Consider the following 16,729-nt stretch of genomic DNA (forward strand, 5'->3'; position numbering starts at 1 on the left):
AGCGGCGGGCGCCGCGGCGCCAGCCGGTCTTGCAAAGCGCGCCTTAGCGCCGGCGAATGAAGCCGACGATGTCCTTGGAGAGCTTCATCGTCTCGTCCGCGATGGCACGGGCCCGGTCCGAGCCGTCGATGAGGATCGCGTCGATATGGCCGGGGTCGGCGACGAGGCGTTTCATCTCGCCGGCGATCGGCGCGAGTTTTGTCACGCACAGCTCCGCCAGCGCGTTCTTGAAGCTGGAGAACTGGCCGTTGCCGAATTCGCGCAGCACGTCGGCCTTGGAGCGGCCGGAGAGCGCGGCGAAGATGCCGACGAGGTTGTCGGCCTCGGGCCGGGCTTCCAGGCCCTTCTCTTCCGTCGGCAGCGGCTCCGGATCGGTCTTCGCCTTGCGGATCTTTTGCGCGATGGTGTCGGCATCGTCGGTGAGATTGATGCGCGAATTGTCCGACGCATCCGACTTCGACATCTTCTTGGTGCCGTCGCGAAGGCTCATCACGCGCGTCGCCGGGCCGGTGATCAAGGGTTCGGGCAGCGGGAAGAACAGGCCGTCATCGGTGCCCTGGGCCCGGATGGAATCGGCGAAATCGTTGTTGAACTTCTGCGCGATGTCGCGCGAAAGCTCGAGATGCTGCTTCTGGTCCTCGCCGACCGGCACATGGGTGGCGCGGTACAGCAGGATGTCGGCCGCCATCAGCACGGGATAGTCGAACAGGCCGACGGAGGCATTCTCGCGGTCCTTGCCGGCCTTCTCCTTGAACTGGGTCATGCGGCCGAGCCAGCCCATGCGGGCGACGCAGTTGAAGATCCAGGCGAGCTCGGCATGGCCGGAGACCTGGCTCTGGTTGAACACGATGTGCTTCTTCGGATCGATGCCGGCCGCGATGAACGCCGCGGTCACCTCGCGGGTGTTGCGCGTGAGCTCGGCCGGTCCGCCCCAGACGTCGACGCCCTGCGTGATCGCGTGCATGTCGACGACGCAATAGACGCAGTTGTGGGTTTCCTGCATCTTCACGAAGTTGACGATGGCGCCGAGGTAATTGCCGAGGTGCAGATTGCCCGTCGGCTGGACGCCCGAAAAGACCCGTTCAACGAATGGCATGGTCAGCCTTCCCATAGGTATTCGGCCGTCGTTTCCAACAGCGGCGCTGCCCCGTCAAGGGTCTTTCGCGGCAGAGGTGGTTCAGCTCGGTCGTTTCAGGGCATTGGTGGCCTCGCGCCAGGAGGCGACGCCGAGGGTCTGCAGCAGCAGGCCGTAGACGGCAATCCCGGCCGCGATCTGAGCGGCCAGTGCGATGAGTTGGATCAACCCATGGCTCTCCGCAGGCACCAGACCCGTCGTCAGCCAGAGCAGGGCGCCCATGACGATCGCGGCAAGCACGATGCGCGGCAGTCGCGCGCGGGCGCTCGCATCGACCGAGAAGCCGAATTCGCTCGAGCCTTTGCGAAGCAGGAAGAGCGTGCTGCACCAGGCGCCGGCCGCGATGCTTGCGGCGATCCCGCTCGCGCCGAAGGCATGGCCGAGCAGCAGCGCGAGCGCGACGGTCACCACGAAGCCTGCCATGGTCGCGCGCAACGGCGTCATCGTATCGCCGCGGGCATAGAAGGCCGGCGACAGCGCCTTGATCAGCACATGCGCCGGCAGTCCCAGCGCCAGCCACATCAGCGCGCGCGCGGTGGCCGCGCTGTCCTCGGCGCCGAACGCGCCACGTTCGAACAGCAGCCGCACGATCGGCTCCGCGAGCACGATCAGGCCGAGGGTTGCCGGCAGCGCAAGCCCGGCCGCAAGCTCCAGCGCGCGGGATTCGGCGTGCGCCACGGCACCGCGGTCGCCGCTATTCACCGCACGCGTCAGCTCCGGCACTAGCACCGTTCCCATGGCGACGCCGACGATGCCGAGCGGCAGCTCGATCAGGCGGTTGGCGAAATAGAGCCAGGACACCGCGGACGGCGTGGCGGAAGCGATGATCGCGCCCGCCACCATCAGCCATTGCGGGCCCGAGCTTGCGATCATGCCGGGAATGGCCTTGGCGAAAAACGCCCGCATCTCCCGGTCGAAGCTGACGCGCAGCGGCGTCGCAAGGCGCGCGCTTCGCTGCGACAGCAGCATCATCAGTTGCAGCAAGCCGGCGACGCCGACGGTCGCTGCCAGGATCCATGCGGCGGAGCCGGCGTCTGCGTGCCGGACGAGCAGCACGGCGATGGCGGCGATCAGCACGATGTTGAACAGCAGCGGAGAGAACGCCGTCAGCGCAAATCGACCCTGCGCGTTCAGCAGCCCCATCAGCACGGTGACGGGGCCGGCAAAGGCGAGATAGGGCAGCATCAGCTGCGCATACTCGACCGCGCGATCGAGCGTGCCGCTGCCGACGAATCCCGGCGCGATGACCGTCATGATCAGCGGCATCAGGAGCGCAAGGACGATCGAGGTCGCGATCAGCGCCGCGCTGACGGTGCCGAGCACGCGTCCGGCGAATGCCGCCGCAGCCGCCGCCCCGTCGCGGTCGCGGCTCCGTAGCCAGGCCGGGATCAGCGCCGCGTTCAGCGCGCCCTCGCTGAGCAGCCGCCGCACCACGTTGACGAGCTGAAACGCCGCCAGGAACGCGTCGGCCACGGCACCGGTGCCGAGCAGCGCCGCGATCAAGGAATCGCGGGCAAAACCCAGCAGCCGGGAGGCCAACGTGCCGGTCGAGACGGTGAGAAAGGAACGGATCATTGCTCTCGAGAATACCGTTGCTTGCCCGCCGAGGCCCGGTCGTGATAGGCCGCGAGCCAGATTTCAGGCCGACAGGAAGCGGATTTCCGCGGGGACCGCAATCCGGCAAACAGGATCAAGGTGAATGGCTGACGTGAAATATGACGTTCTCGGCATCGGCAACGCGCTGTTCGACGTTCTGGTTCGGACCGACGAGGCCTTCCTGGCCAAGCATGGCATGACCAAGGGCAGCATGTCGCTGATCGACGAGGCGCGCGCCGCGGCCATCTACAAGGACATGGGGCCGGCGACCGAGGTCTCGGGCGGCTCGGCCGCCAACACCATCGTCGGCATCGGCAGCCTGGGGGCGCGCGCCGCCTATGTCGGCAAGGTCAAGGACGACCAGATCGGCAAGCTCTACGTCCACGACATCCGCGCCGCCGGCGTTGCCTTCAACACCCCGGCCGCGCAGGACGGTCCCGCCACCGGCTGCTCCTACATCCTGGTCACCGGCGACGGCGAGCGCACCATGAACACCTATCTCGGCGCGGCGCAGGACCTGTCGCCCGCCGACATCGATCCGGCGGAGGTCGCTGCTGCCGGCATCGTCTATCTCGAGGGTTATCTCTGGGATCCCAAGAACGCCAAGGACGCGTTCGTCAAGGCGGCCAAGATCGCCCATGACGCCAAGCGCAAGGTGGCGCTGACGCTGTCGGATTCCTTCTGCGTCGACCGCTACCGCGACGAGTTTCTCGCCTTGATGCGCGACGGCACCGTCGACATCGTCTTCGCCAACGAGTCCGAGCTTCACTCGCTCTACACGACCTCGGACTTCGACGCCGCGCTGAAGCAACTGCGCGACGACGTCAATCTCGGCATTGTCACCCGCAGCGACAAGGGCTGCATGGTTGTCTCCTCCGAGGACGCCGTTGCCGCGCCGGCGTTCCCGGTCGACAAGGTGATCGACACTACCGGCGCCGGCGACCTCTTTGCGGCGGGCTTCCTTTATGGCCTCGCGCGCAACCTGGCCTACAAGCAGTGCGGCGAACTTGGCGCGCTCGCCGCCGCCGAAGTGATCCAGCACATCGGCGCGCGGCCGCAGGTGTCGCTGAAGGAGCTGGCGCAGCAGCGCGGACTGACGGGGTAAGTCCCGCGCTCGCCCCGTCATTGCGAGCGTAGCGAAGCAATCCAGTCTGTCTCCGCGGAAAGATTCTGATTGCTTCGTCGCAAGAGCTCCTCGCAATGACGATGCGCCTCACGCCGTCTTCGCCGCCTTCAATCCCAGCCGCTGCTCGACGGCATCGCGCATCAGGAATTTCTGGATCTTTCCGGTCACGGTCATCGGAAACTCGTCGACGAATTCGACGTAGCGCGGGATCTTGTTGTGGGCGATCTGGCCCTCGCAGAAGGCGCGGACCTCCTCGGCGGTCAGGGCCTCGCCCGGCCTGACGCGGACCCAGGCACAGAGCTCCTCGCCGTAGCGGGTGTCTGCGACGCCAAAAATCTGCACGTCCTGGATCTTGGGATGACGGTACAGAAACTCCTCGATCTCGCGCGGGTAGAGATTCTCGCCGCCGCGGATCACCAGGTCCTTGATGCGCCCGACGATGTTGCAATAGCCCTCGTCGTCAATCGTGGCGAGGTCGCCGGTGTGCATCCAGCCGTTGGCGTCGAGCACATCGGCGGTCTTCTCCTTCTCCTCCCAATAACCCAGCATGACGCTGTAGCCGCGGGTGCAGAGCTCGCCGCGTTCGCCCCGCTTGACGATCCTGCCCTCGAGATCGACGACCTTGACCTCGACATGCGGGTGGACGCGGCCGACCGTGGAGACGCGCCGCTCGAGCGGATCGTCGGTTGCACTCTGAAAACTGACCGGGCTGGTCTCGGTCATGCCATAGGCGATGGTGACCTCGCGCATGTTCATTTCGGTGTTGACGCGCTTCATCACCTCGATCGGGCAGGGCGCGCCCGCCATGATGCCGGTGCGAAGTGACTTCAAATCGAAATTCTTGAACTCGGGGTGATCGAGCTCGGCGATGAACATGGTCGGCACGCCGTACAGCGCGGTGCATTTCTCCTGCTCGATTGCGCGCAGCGTCGCGAGCGGATCGAAGCCCTCGCCCGGATAGACCATGGTGGCGCCGAGCGTGACCGCGGCGAGGTTGCCCATGACCATGCCGAAACAATGATAGAGCGGCACGGGAATGCAGATGCGATCCTGTTCGGTCAGGCGCATCGCGCGTCCCGTGAAATGGCCGTTGTTGAGGATGTTGTGATGGGTCAGCGTCACGCCCTTGGGCGATCCCGTGGTGCCGCTGGTGAACTGGATGTTGACGGGATCGTCGAACTGCAGCGCGGTGCCGAGCGCGGCGAGCCGTTCGCGATGCGCCGCTCTGCCCATGCCCGCGACCTCTTCGAACGGCATCGTGCCTGACGCCGCCGGGCCGCCGACCTGGATCACCATCCGCAGGGCCGGCAAGCGCGCCGCTCGCAACTGTCCAGGCCTGGCGCCAGCCAGCTCAGGCAACAGCGTGTTGAGCATCTCCATGTAATTGCTGGTCTTGAACGCGGTGGCGGTGACGATCGCCGCGCAGCCCACTTTCCGAAGCGCAAATTCCAGCTCGCTGAGGCGGTAGGCGGGATTGATCGTCACCAGGATCAGGCCGGCCTTGGCGGCGGCGAACTGGGTCAGCGTCCATTCCGGCCGGTTCAAGGACCAGATGCCGATCCGCTCGCCGCGGTCGAGCCCGAGCGCGAGAAAGCCCGCGGCAAGTGCGTCGACGCGCTCGGCGAATTCTCTCCACGTCCATCTGACGCCGTGGCTGGGCGAGACCAGCGCCTCGCGGCTTCCCCAGCGCCGCACCGCATGGTCCAGGCTGCGGCCAATGGTTTCGCCGAGCAGCGGCGTGTCCGAGATGCCGCAAACATAGCTGTCCGCTTTATCAGCCAAGTGGAAATCCCCCGTCAAAATCCCCAGCATGCTCTCTCAGTCGTCATGCCCGGGCTGCCCCGGGCATGACGTGTGGAGAGCGCCTTCCTATCACGCCGCCTTCTGACCGCTCCCCGCATCGAGCCCGGCATAGACGCCACGCTCGAATCCCGCGAACGCCTCCAGGCATTTCGCGTCGCCGAATGGCAACACCTGCATCAGGATCACGCCGGTGACGTCGCGCGCTGGATCGATCCAGTAATAGGTGTTGGCAAGGCCCGCCCAGGCGAGGCTGCCGGCGCTGCGGCCTTCGGCGGTCTTGGCGGTGTTGATCATGAAGCTGAGGCCCCATTTCTTCACCTGCTCCGGATAGAGATCGACGTCGTTGGTGTACATCGGCGCCGCTGTCGTCATCTTGGTCATGTTGAGATCGCCCATCTGGTTCTGGCTCATCATGGCGATCGTGTCGGCCTTCAGGACCTGATTGCCGTTGCCACGGCCCTTGTTCAGGATCATCTGGGTGAACTTGATGTAGTCGGCCGCCGTCGAGTAGAGGCCGCCGCCACCCATGTGGAATTCCGGCTCCTGCTCGAGCTCGAACGGGATCGACGCGAGCTGGCCGTCCTCGCCGCGCGCATGCATGCCGACCAGCCGCTTGCGCATGCTGTCGGTGATCTTGAAGGCGGTGTCGCTCATGCCGAGCGGGTTGAACAAATTGTCGCGCAGATAGGCGTCGAGCCGCTTTCCGCTGGCCGCTTCCACCGCCTTGCCGACGAAGTCGATGTTGGTGCCGTACTCCCAGCGCGTGCCGGGATCCGACATGATCGGCGTCTTCAGGGCCGCGTTCTGGCAGGTGGTGATGGCGGGAATGCCGTTCTTGTCCAGATAGACCGCGAGATCGCCGTTCCACATATTGTAGCAGAAGCCGGCGGTGTGGGTCATGAGCTGGCGCAGCGTGATCGGCCCCTTGGCCGGGCGCAGCTTCGCTTCGCCATTGGCGTCGAAACCTTCGAGCACCTGCGGATTGGCGAGATCGGGCAGCACATCGCCGATCGGCGCATCCAGCGACAGCTTGCCCTGCTCGACCAGCTGCATCGCGCCCGCCGTCGTCACTGCCTTTGTCATCGATGCGATCCAGAACACGCTGTCGGCGGTCATCGGATCGGGCTTGGACAGATCGCGCTTGCCGAACGCGCCCTGGTACAGCACGTCGTTACCGCTCGCGGCGATGGCGACGACGCCGGGAATCTCCTTGGCCTCGCTCTTCTGACGCAGAATCTCGTCGATCTCGGCTTTGCTCTGCATGGGTTTCCTCGGGTTTGATTATTGTTGGAAGCGATCGATTGTCCTCCCGGATGTCCGGCACGGCAAGCGCCATCTATGGACCTGCACCGGTCGCGATGTCGTGACTTGACGGTCTTGATCCAACGCAGGACGACAACGAAGCTGAGCGCGTCCGCTCGTTTACAATTTGAGGTAGATTGTCGTACCTCGTCTCACCTTGGATGGGTTTCTCGCGACAAGCTTCGTGGCTTTCGGACCCTTGAAACATTTCGTGAGCTGCCGCGTTCAGCACCCGGCCCATCCGCGGGCCGACAGGACTTGATGCAAATGTTGCCGGCCGTGGATGGGCGGCGAGGGGGACCTCAGATGATTTCGACCTGGAGCGAATGGAAGCGCTATCCCCGTCCCGGACGGGGCGAGAACCTGGAGGCGCCGATTTTGCCGGGGATCTACGAGGTCCGCGTCGCCGGCACCGGCGCGCTTTACTCCTTCGGGGCGGTGGACAATCTGGCGCAGGCGCTGGCACTGTTGCCGGTCGGCTCGAAATCATGGTTCGGCCGCCGCGACACGTCTCATGTCCCCGATCTCGAATACCGGACCTGCGCGACCTCGTCGAAAGCCGATGCCAAGGCCGCCGCCGAACGGATGATCGGCCGCCGCGAGACCTATATGAGCGGCGCGGCGTAATCACGGACAGCATCTGCTTCCGCGTTCGCGGTGCCCACCTCTCCCCGCTGGGGAGCGGTGAATAACCAGCCGCTCCCAGCTCTCATCTGACGTGCGTTGCGGGGCGGTGCATTGCGCACCGTCTGTCCCTATATTGCGGCCGATCCGATCGCCGCCAGGGAGAAACGCCATGACCCAGACCGCCGCCGCACGCGCCTCGCAAGCCACCGCCACCCTCCGTGACCGGCTGAAGGACCCTTCGCTGCTGAAGGAGGCCTGCTACATCGATGGCGCCTGGGTCGGCACGCCGGTCTTCGCCGTCAACAATCCCGCGACCGGCGCCGAGCTCGCCAAGGTTCCGCAGCTTGGCGCGGCTGAGACGACCAAGGCGGTCGAGGCCGCCGAACGTGCCTTTCCGGGCTGGGCCAAGCACACGGCCAAGCAGCGCTCCAACATCCTGCGCAAATGGTTCGAGCTGATCACGGCCAACCGCGAGGACCTTGCGCTGATCCTCACCTCCGAACAGGGCAAGCCGCTCACCGAGGCGCTCGGCGAGGTCGATATCGGCGCGGCCTATATCGAATTCTTCGCCGAGGAAGCACGCCGCGTCTATGGCGAGACCATCCCGACACAGCGGCCCGATGCGCGCCTGCTCGCAATTAAGCAGCCGATCGGCGTCTGCGGCGCCATCACGCCGTGGAACTTCCCGAACTCGATGATCACGCGCAAGGTTTCGCCGGCGCTCGCGGCCGGTTGCACCGTCGTGCTCAAGCCCGCCAACGAGACGCCGCTGTCGGCGCTGGCGCTGGCGGTGCTTGCCGAGAAGGCCGGCATCCCCAAGGGCGTGCTCAACATCATCACCGGTGATGCGCCCCCGATCGGCAAGGTGCTGTGTGAGCACCCGGCCGTGCGCTTCGTCGGCTTCACCGGCTCGACCGCCGTCGGCAAGATCCTCTACCAGCAGGCTTCCGTCGGCGTGAAGCGGCTCGGCCTCGAGCTCGGCGGCAATGCGCCGTTCATCGTGTTCGACGACGCCGACGTCGATGCCGCCGTCGAGGGCGCGATCGTCTCGAAGTATCGCAACATGGGCCAGACCTGCGTCTGCGCCAATCGCATCTACGCCCAGGACAAGGTCTACGACGAGTTCGTGCAGAAGCTCTCGAAGAAGGTCGCGGCGATGAAGATCGGCGACGGCACCGAGAGCGGCGTCACGCAGGGGCCGCTGATCAACATGAAGGCGGTCGACAAGGTCGAGCGCCACATTGCGGACGCCGTCAAGCGCGGCGCCAAGGTCGTGACCGGCGGCAAGCGCAGCGAGCTCGGGCGCTCCTTCTTCGAGCCAACCGTGCTGGCCGACGTCAAGCCGGACTCGCTGGTGTCGCAGGAGGAGACCTTCGGCCCGCTCGCGCCGGTGATCCGTTTCAAGGACGAGGCCGACGTGATCGCGATGTGCAACGCCTCGCCGTTCGGTCTTGCATCGTACTTCTATTCCCGCGATCTCGGCCGCGTCTGGCGCGTTGCCGAAGCGCTGGAAACCGGCATGGTCGGCGTCAACACCGGCCTCATCACCACCGAAGTCGCGCCCTTCGGCGGCGTCAAGGAAAGCGGCCTCGGCCGCGAAGGCTCGCGTCACGGCATGGAAGAATATGTCGAGATCAAATACGTGATGATGGCGGGGGTGTGAGGGCATCGTCATCTTCACACGTCATGGCCGGGCTTGACCCGGCCATCCATGTCTTAGCTGCAGCACGAAGAACGTGGATGCCCGGGACAAGCCAGGGCATGACGAAGGCTCATGCGGGCGACGCGTCGACTACCGCCGCAGCACCGCGATCGTCCGGTTCGCAAACGTGAGCCGCTCGGCCATGACCGACACGAAATACGTCAGCAGCTTGTGGCTGAGCGCGGGGTCCTCGGTCTTGATCGCGTCGAACTGGTGGCTGTTGAGAACGTAGAGCACGCTGTCGACTTCGGCCTGGATCGTCGCGCTGCGCGGCGTGTGCGACACCAGGCCCATCTCGCCGATCGTGGTGTAGCGGCCGAGGCTGCGCACGCGGGTGCTGCGACCGTCTTCGGCGGGCACCATCACCCCGACGCGTCCCTCGAGGATGAAATGCATGGAATCGGCGGGGTCGCCGGCCTGCACGATGACCTCGCCGGCCTCGACCTCGATGCGCTGGCAGCGGTGGATCAGTTCGTCGGCATGCTTCTCGCTGCCGAGTATCCTCGTGAACCAGTCGCGCAGGCTGGCTTCTTCCCGCACCAGGCCCTGATGCTGCGAGATGATCTCGTTCTCGCACCATTCCAGCGCATGATCGAGCTCGGCTATGATGGTGACGCCTTCGCCGACGAAGTCGCTCGAGCGCAGCACCTTTTCGGCTGCGGTCGGCAGGTGCACCAGGATAAGCTCGACGCCGAGATCGGCCGCGATCCGCTTGATCTGGGCGAAGCTGTAGGCCGCCGACGAATCGACGCCGGTGACGAGCTTGAAGTCGAACAGCAGGTAGCGGCACTCCGGACGCTCCTGAAGCAGGCGCTTGACGTGCTGGTAGAGCCGGTTGGCGGAGCCGAAGAACAGATAGCTCTGCAGGTTGAGCCCCTGGATTTGACCGCCATGCGCCAGCAGCACCTCCTGGTCGTCACGCGAGCGATCGAGCGAGGAGCGGTATTCCGAGCCGTCGAAGCTGTACTTGATCGACTCCACCCGCGCCGCGCTGAACGCAAAGGTCGCGCAGCCGATGATCACGCCGATCAAAATACCTGGCACGAAGCCCCAGGTGACGATGATGACGATAATGGCGATCAGCGAGAGATATTCGAGCTTCGAAAGCCGCCTGCGCGATTCGACGATCCATTTGTGCAGCTGGTCGGCGCCGAGATAGAGCAGCAATCCGCCGAGGACGAATTTCGGGATGTAGCCGAGCAGCTCGGGGGCGACCGCCAGCACCAGCAGCGACAAGGCGGAGACGGTGAGGCCGGACAAGCGGCCACGGCCGCCGCTGGAGAAATTGAGGATCGTGCGGCTGACCGAGATGCAGCCGGCATAGCCGCCGAGCAGGCCGGTCAGCATGTTGGCCGCGCCGGTGACGTTCAGCTCGCGCTCCAGATTGGCCTCGCGATGCACGGCCACCTCGATGCCGGTGGTGTTGAACAGCGTGCTTGATGCGGTGACGAAGATGACGGCGACGAGATTGCCCAGCAGGTCCGGCACCGCGAACCAGGGATATCGAACGAGGCCGTCGGTGTGCCAGGGCACCGTGAAGGAAGCGGCCGGCGGCGGCCGGAAGGTCCAGCCGAGCGCGCGGGCATCATCGGGCGAGATGCCGGAGATCCAGAACGCCAGATGCGCCGTGAGCACGCCGCCGATCAAAATGATCGGGAGTCCGAGCGGCCCGCGCGAGCGATGCCAGGTCAGGTACAGCACCAGCGCCATGGCGCAGGCCGCGCCCAGTTCCGAGAGGGCGACACCGTCGACCAAGCGCGTCAGCGTGGCGAGCTGCACGGGATGATCGGTGATCACCCGGATCGCACCCATGACGATCAGCAGCCCGGTGGCACCGAGGAAGCCGCCGACCACGGGATAGGGCACGTAGCGGATGGCGCGGCCCATCCGGGTCAGGCCCAATCCGCACAACGCGACGCCCGTCAGCACCGTGGACAGGCACAGCGTGATCAGCACGGGTGAGAGCAGCGATGTCGACGGGTCGGCCGCCACGACGCGTTCGACCAGCGAGGTCGCCAGGATACCCGTCACCGCGGCGGTCGAGCTGTCGGGCGCGGCAATCGCGAAGCGCAGGGAGCTGCCGAGCGCGATGACGGCTGCAAGCACCGCGGAGCTGATGAAAGTCGCCGCGATCCCGTAGGATAAAAAGGGCGACAAGGGCCCGGCGAAGATCAGCAGCGAATAGGACAGTCCGAACGTGACGGTCAGGACGCTGGCGGCACTTCCGCCCAATATATCGTTCAGCGCACGCCTGATGGCCGGACTCAATCGATGCGCCGGGCTGAAAATAATGGCTGGATCGGTCACGCCGTCGTGCTCGCCCCTGAAAAGTCCGTCGTAGACGACTACAGGCTTAACGCAACAGGATTCTCGAAACTATGAAACCTTCGACGGTCTTGCGGAGGTTTGCCGAAGGTGCGGCGCACGGCGTGCGAACGGCCGATCACATGCCGCTGGCGGACGACGAGGCGAAGCATCGTCCGTCGCCGTCGTGAATCCGCCCTCCGCTTAGCTGCGCGTGTCCAGGACGACATCAGGAGCCGCGCCTAAACCTCCAGCTCATTCCCCGTCACGCGCCGATAGGCTTCCAAGTATCGCTTGCTGGTCGCGTCCACCACGGAGACCGGCAGCGGCGGCGGCGGGGCGTCGCCGTTCCAGCGGCCGGCGCTGCGCTCGGCGTCGAGATAATCGCGCAGCGGCTGCTTGTCGAAGCTCGCTTGCGGCTGGCCGGGCTTGTAGGCGTCGACCGCCCAGAATCGCGACGAATCCGGCGTCATCACCTCGTCGATCAGGATGATGCGGCCGTCCTTGTCGCGGCCGAATTCGAACTTGGTGTCGGCGATGATGATGCCCTGCTCGCGGGCGAGCTCCTCGCCGAGCGTGTAGATCGCCCGCGTCATGCTCTCCAGCGTATAGGCGACCTCGTCGCCGACGACGGTGCGCATCTGCGCGATGGTGATGTTCTCGTCATGGCCGCTCTCGGCCTTGGTCGCGGGGCTGAAGATCGCGGGCTCCAGCTTCTCGCTCTCGACGAGGCCAGCCTTCAGCTTCTCGCCGGCGAGCGTGCCGCTGGCCGCATATTCTTTCCAGGCTGAGCCCGACAGATAGCCGCGGATGACGCATTCGATCGGAAACACGGTGGTGCGCTTGCACAGCATGGCGCGGCCCAGGATCTCGGCGCGGTGCGGCCTCAACGCCGGCACGGCCGCAACGATCTCGTCGGTGTCCGCGCTGATCATGTGGTGCGGCACCACGCCTTCGAGCTCGTTGAACCACCACGCGCTGATCTGCGTCAGCACCGCGCCCTTCATCGGGATGGTCTCGCCCATCACCACGTCGAAGGCGCTGATGCGGTCGGTGGTGACGAGCAGCAGGCGGTCGTCGTCGACGGCGTAGATGTCGCGCACCTTGCCGCGTCCGATCTTGGGGAGCGGCAGGTCGCTGGAGAGCATGGTGGTCATCGGCAAGGCCTTCGCACGAGAATTCCGGCCGCACCTGGTTACGCGGCTGGAAACCGGATTAGCCTATTCCGGCAGCGGAATGAACTCATGTTCCTGCGGAACCGGCGCGAAGCGGCCGGTTTTCCAGTCCTGCTTGGCCTGCTCGATCCGCTCCTTGCTGGAGGACACGAAATTCCACCAGACGTGGCGCGGGCCTTCCAGCGCATCGCCGCCGAGAAACATCATCCGCGTCGCCTTCAGCGCCTTCACGGTGATGCGGTCGCCGGGCCGGAAGATCAGCAGCCGCGGCCCTTCGTAACGCTCGTTTGCGATCTCGACCTCTCCCTCCACCACGTAGATCGCGCGTTCCTCGTGGTCGGGGTCGAGCGGCACGCTCGCGCCCGCGACCGCCGTGACTTCGGCGTAGAACCAGGGAGAGACCATCGAGACCGGCGATGTGATGCCGAACGAGGATCCCGCGATCACCCGGGCGGTGAAATCGCGCTCAGAGATCATCGGCAAGTCGCCCGCCGCATAATGCTGGAACGACGGCGCGATCTCCTCGGAGCCGGCCGGAAGCGCAATCCAGCTCTGCAGGCCCAGCATCTTCTGCCCCGAGGCGCGCTGCGCATCCGGCGTGCGCTCGGAATGCGCAATGCCGCGCCCGGCCGTCATCAGGTTCATCGCGCCCGGCGCGATCTCCTGGACGTTACCCTCGCTGTCGCGATGCATGATCGCGCCGTCGAACAGATAGGTGACGGTGGCAAGCCCGATATGCGGATGCGGCCGCACGTCCATGCCCTTGCCGGAGACGAACTGCACCGGGCCGAAATGGTCGAAGAAGATGAACGGCCCGACCATCTGCCGCTTGCCGTGCGGCAGCGCGCGGCGTACCGCGAACCCGTCGCCGAGATCGCGCGTCCGCGGCACGATGACGAGATCGAGCGCATCGCAGGACATGGGATCGCCGAGCACGGGATCGTTCGAGGGCTGCCAGCTCATGGGGGACTCCTTGTTGGATTTGTTGGACGCGACGATAGCAGAATTTCGCATCGTCGTCGCGACGACGCCGGCGCCACATACATTCCGTTGTCATGCCCCGGCTTGGCCGGGGCATCCAGTACGCCGCGGCCTCTCGATTGATCACTGCTGCCTCGGAGTACTGGATCGCCCGGTCGGAGCCGGGCGATGACAGGGATGGGTGCCGCTGCAACATTGGGTGCGGTTGGTCCTTGAAAAAACAAGCGCAACGAACGATGGTCGGCTGCATTCAACCGCGACCGTTCGTCCCAGCCGATGACCCTTGCCGCTACCGAGCTCGCCTTCCGCGCTGCCAGCGTCGCGCTGCTGCTCGTGCTCGCGGCAGCGCTTTTCTCCCAGTTCCGTCATGTGCTCGCCGCCCGCCTTGGCGCGGCCTTCGCGCTCGGCTCGGCCGCGCATGCGGCGAGCTACTCGATCGGCGTCTCGCCGCTCGTTCCGGCCTGGCATGCACCGCTGATCGCAGTGTCGACCGGAAACATCGTCGTGTTCTGGCTGTTCACGCGCGCGCTGTTCGACGACGAGTTTCGCGTGCGATGGTGGCACGGGCTGATCTGGGGGCTGGTGACGGCGTTCAGCTTTGCGGGGTGCGTCTGGATTGCACCAGGCGGCAACGCGCGGTTCTCCGTGACCGTGGTGAACCTGATCGTGCTCGGATTCATCGCGCTTGCGATCGGGCAGACAATCGCCTCGTGCCCGGCCGATCTGGTGGAGCGGCGGCGGCGCGTTCGGGTCTTCATCGTCTGCACGTCGGCGATCTATGGCGGGCTGAGCGCGCTGCTTCAGATCGCGATCGGCGGCAGTGCCGGCGACGTCGCCAACACCGTCAATACCGGTGTGCTCGCCTGCGTCGTCGCGATCATCACCTATGCGATGATGCGCGTCGATGGCGCGGATTTGTTTCCGGCCCCGGCGGCGACGCCGGCAATTCTGACGCAGGCTGCGGCGGTCGATGAATCCACCGACCAGAAACTCATTCACGCCCTGATGCGCCTGATGGCGGACGAGCGGATCTATCGCCACGAAAACATCACCATCGGCGTGCTGGCGGGGCGGCTCAAAATTCCCGAGTACCGGCTGCGCCGGTTGATCAACCAGCGCCTCGGCTATCGCAATTTCAATGCGTTCCTGAACAATCACCGGATCGAGGAGGCCAAGGCCGCGCTGGCCGATCCGGCCCAGGCCGAGGTCCCCGTCATCACCATCGCGATGGACGCCGGCTTCCAGTCGTTGGGGCCGTTCAACCGCGCGTTCAAGGCCGTGACGGGCGTCACGCCGACGGAGTACCGGCGGCTGAAGGCTGTCGAGGCCTAGATCCTCAGGTCTTTGAAATCACATAAGAATTCCGAAATCTACCAGCCTCGGCAATTTTCGACGAGGTCGTCTTTCAAATCCGGCGAGCGCATATCGGCTGCATCCTGCCTGCTCTCCCGCATTCGCCCGAAGCCGGAGAAAGCCCGTGATCCGCCGCCGCAAGATCATCCTCGTCACCACCGCCATAGCCTGTGCCGGCCTCGCGCTCGGCGCAGCGCGAGCCCACGACGTCCCGAAGGTCGCCACCGGTTTCGTCGCCGACATCCTGTGCTCCGAGACGTTTGTCTCCGGCCTTGACCCGCAGCGCACCTTTAACGAGACCACTGATGCCATGCCCGGGACCGGCCTGATTGCCTGGGCGATGGACTACCAGGTCGATCGCATCCGCAAGGACGTCACGGTGACGCTGTTCGGCCTCGGCCGCAGCCGTGCCGTCTATCGCGAGGGGCTCGGCTGCACGCTCGACCATGGCGTGGGAAGCGCTGTCGTCGAGCCGCCCGCGACCGACAAGCAGCCCGCGCTGCTGCCTGAGATCGCCGGCCCCGGAATCGTGCCGCCGCAAAGCCCGTCGCTTGCCGCCGCGATCGAGCGCGCCTTCGCCGAGCCTGTGCAGCCGCCTTACCGGCATACCCGCGCGGTGGTCGTGATGAAGCGGGGCCGCGTCATCGCGGAGCGCTATGCGGACGGCATCGGTCCGCAAACGCCGCTGCTCGGCTTCTCCATGACAAAATCTGTGGTCTCCGCACTAATCGGCGTTCTGGTGCGCCAGGGCAAGCTGAAGCTCGAAGGTCCTGCGCCGGTCGCGGCCTGGAAGGACCCCGGTGATCCCCGCCACGTCATCACTGTCGACCAGCTGCTGCGCCACACCGCGGGCCTCGCGCTCGGCAGCTCGTTGCAGGCTTCGCTTCTCTCCGCCTTCGAGCCGGTCAACCGGATGAAGTTCGTCGAGTCCGACATGGCGGCCTATGCCGAGACGATTCCGCTCGAGACCGCGCCCGGCACGGTGTGGAATTATCACGACGGCAACATCCTCATTCTGTCGCATCTGATCCGCGGTGCGGCCGGCGGCACGCCGGAAGACGCGCTACGCTTCGCGCGCCGCGAATTGTTCGCCCCGCTCGGCATGCGCGACGTCGTGCTTCAGCTCGATGGCTCGGGCACGATCGAAGGGTCGACCGAGATGCTCGCCTCAGCGCGCGACTGGGCCCGTTTCGGCCAGCTCTATCTCAATGACGGCGTCGCCGGCGGCAAGCGCATCCTGCCGGAAGGCTGGGTGAACTATTCGGCGACCGCCACGCCGAATGCATGGGTCGGCATCGGCGCCGGCTTCTGGACCAACCAGGGCGACAGCTTCGGCGCAAGTTTTCGCGTGGAGCACGGCTGGCCGCGCGATGCCTTCTTCGCCAAGGGCACGATCGGGCAGTACACCATCGTGATCCCGTCGGAGCAGCTGGTGATCGTGCGCCTCGGTCGTTCCCCAAACGCACCGCCCCAAGCCGACGGTGTGTTCGATCTTGTGCGCGATGTGGTGGCGGCCACGCGCGAGAGGGGGAAACTGGCGGGAGGGGATTGATCGATGGTGTGAGGCGCACTCTCTTCCCTTCTCCCCTTGTGGGAGAAGGTGGCGCGAAGCGCCGGATGAGGGG

Annotated in this window: 12 protein-coding genes; 5 read left to right on the forward strand and 7 right to left on the reverse strand. The window is 65.6% G+C overall.

Annotation, left to right across the window (positions count from 1 at the left end):
* Nucleotides 1–43 precede the first annotated feature (43 nt).
* Together trpS and murJ are read right to left on the reverse strand one after the other, a co-directional pair.
* Nucleotides 44–1,096 carry a tryptophan--tRNA ligase gene (gene trpS / locus AC3WLX_RS24810; protein ID WP_492337961.1) on the reverse strand — a complete coding sequence of 351 codons (1,053 nt, stop codon included), beginning with the start codon at nucleotides 1,094–1,096 and terminating at the stop codon, nucleotides 44–46.
* Between the two features lie 81 nt (nucleotides 1,097–1,177).
* Nucleotides 1,178–2,710: a murein biosynthesis integral membrane protein MurJ gene (gene murJ / locus AC3WLX_RS24815; RefSeq protein WP_492337962.1), complete on the reverse strand. Its 1,533-nt coding sequence runs from the start codon at nucleotides 2,708–2,710 to the stop codon at nucleotides 1,178–1,180.
* A gap of 124 nt (nucleotides 2,711–2,834) precedes the next feature.
* Here murJ and AC3WLX_RS24820 point away from each other — a divergent pair, with 124 nt between their 5' ends.
* Complete coding sequence (locus AC3WLX_RS24820) at nucleotides 2,835–3,836, forward strand: adenosine kinase (RefSeq protein ID WP_492337963.1); 1,002 nt, start codon at nucleotides 2,835–2,837, stop codon at nucleotides 3,834–3,836.
* A gap of 108 nt (nucleotides 3,837–3,944) precedes the next feature.
* Here AC3WLX_RS24820 and AC3WLX_RS24825 read toward each other — a convergent pair whose 3' ends face one another.
* On the reverse strand, nucleotides 3,945–5,639 hold the full coding sequence (locus tag AC3WLX_RS24825; RefSeq protein WP_492337964.1) for an AMP-binding protein: 1,695 nt from the start codon (nucleotides 5,637–5,639) through the stop codon (nucleotides 3,945–3,947).
* A gap of 90 nt (nucleotides 5,640–5,729) precedes the next feature.
* Complete coding sequence (locus AC3WLX_RS24830) at nucleotides 5,730–6,923, reverse strand: serine hydrolase domain-containing protein (protein ID WP_492337965.1); 1,194 nt, start codon at nucleotides 6,921–6,923, stop codon at nucleotides 5,730–5,732.
* A gap of 345 nt (nucleotides 6,924–7,268) precedes the next feature.
* Here AC3WLX_RS24830 and AC3WLX_RS24835 point away from each other — a divergent pair, with 345 nt between their 5' ends.
* Entirely contained in the window at nucleotides 7,269–7,589 is a 321-nt protein-coding gene (locus AC3WLX_RS24835; RefSeq protein ID WP_291628533.1) for a hypothetical protein, read from the forward strand.
* Nucleotides 7,590–7,758: 169 nt separating this feature from the next.
* Nucleotides 7,759–9,252, forward strand: a complete 1,494-nt coding sequence (locus AC3WLX_RS24840; protein WP_492337966.1) for an NAD-dependent succinate-semialdehyde dehydrogenase — start codon at nucleotides 7,759–7,761, stop codon at nucleotides 9,250–9,252.
* Between the two features lie 129 nt (nucleotides 9,253–9,381).
* Here AC3WLX_RS24840 and AC3WLX_RS24845 read toward each other — a convergent pair whose 3' ends face one another.
* From AC3WLX_RS24845 to AC3WLX_RS24855, 3 genes are all read right to left on the reverse strand, one after another.
* Nucleotides 9,382–11,598: a SulP family inorganic anion transporter gene (locus AC3WLX_RS24845; protein WP_492337967.1), complete on the reverse strand. Its 2,217-nt coding sequence runs from the start codon at nucleotides 11,596–11,598 to the stop codon at nucleotides 9,382–9,384.
* Between the two features lie 239 nt (nucleotides 11,599–11,837).
* Entirely contained in the window at nucleotides 11,838–12,752 is a 915-nt protein-coding gene (locus AC3WLX_RS24850) for a phosphoribosylaminoimidazolesuccinocarboxamide synthase (RefSeq protein WP_492337968.1), read from the reverse strand.
* A gap of 63 nt (nucleotides 12,753–12,815) precedes the next feature.
* Nucleotides 12,816–13,733, reverse strand: a complete 918-nt coding sequence (locus tag AC3WLX_RS24855; RefSeq protein ID WP_492337969.1) for a pirin family protein — start codon at nucleotides 13,731–13,733, stop codon at nucleotides 12,816–12,818.
* Between the two features lie 294 nt (nucleotides 13,734–14,027).
* Between AC3WLX_RS24855 and AC3WLX_RS24860 the strand changes: the two genes are divergently transcribed.
* Together AC3WLX_RS24860 and AC3WLX_RS24865 are read left to right on the forward strand one after the other, a co-directional pair.
* Nucleotides 14,028–15,083 carry a helix-turn-helix domain-containing protein gene (locus AC3WLX_RS24860; RefSeq protein WP_492337970.1) on the forward strand — a complete coding sequence of 352 codons (1,056 nt, stop codon included), beginning with the start codon at nucleotides 14,028–14,030 and terminating at the stop codon, nucleotides 15,081–15,083.
* 145 nt (nucleotides 15,084–15,228) lie between these two features.
* Entirely contained in the window at nucleotides 15,229–16,656 is a 1,428-nt protein-coding gene (locus AC3WLX_RS24865) for a serine hydrolase domain-containing protein (RefSeq protein WP_492337971.1), read from the forward strand.
* Nucleotides 16,657–16,729 lie beyond the last annotated feature (73 nt).

Source organism: Bradyrhizobium sp. FW305-F6 (genome assembly GCF_058782905.1).

What these genes read in the sequence shown, in the direction of transcription:
- AC3WLX_RS24835 (WP_291628533.1), top strand. Translation starts at nt 7,269, where the DNA reads ATGATTTCGACCTGGAGCGAATGGAAGCGCTATCCCCGTCCCGGACGG.
- AC3WLX_RS24830 (WP_492337965.1), bottom strand. Translation starts at nt 6,923, where the DNA reads ATGCAGAGCAAAGCCGAGATCGACGAGATTCTGCGTCAGAAGAGCGAG.
- AC3WLX_RS24855 (WP_492337969.1), bottom strand. Translation starts at nt 13,733, where the DNA reads ATGAGCTGGCAGCCCTCGAACGATCCCGTGCTCGGCGATCCCATGTCC.
- AC3WLX_RS24840 (WP_492337966.1), top strand. Translation starts at nt 7,759, where the DNA reads ATGACCCAGACCGCCGCCGCACGCGCCTCGCAAGCCACCGCCACCCTC.
- trpS (WP_492337961.1), bottom strand. Translation starts at nt 1,096, where the DNA reads ATGCCATTCGTTGAACGGGTCTTTTCGGGCGTCCAGCCGACGGGCAAT.
- AC3WLX_RS24860 (WP_492337970.1), top strand. Translation starts at nt 14,028, where the DNA reads ATGACCCTTGCCGCTACCGAGCTCGCCTTCCGCGCTGCCAGCGTCGCG.
- murJ (WP_492337962.1), bottom strand. Translation starts at nt 2,710, where the DNA reads ATGATCCGTTCCTTTCTCACCGTCTCGACCGGCACGTTGGCCTCCCGG.
- AC3WLX_RS24850 (WP_492337968.1), bottom strand. Translation starts at nt 12,752, where the DNA reads ATGACCACCATGCTCTCCAGCGACCTGCCGCTCCCCAAGATCGGACGC.
- AC3WLX_RS24820 (WP_492337963.1), top strand. Translation starts at nt 2,835, where the DNA reads ATGGCTGACGTGAAATATGACGTTCTCGGCATCGGCAACGCGCTGTTC.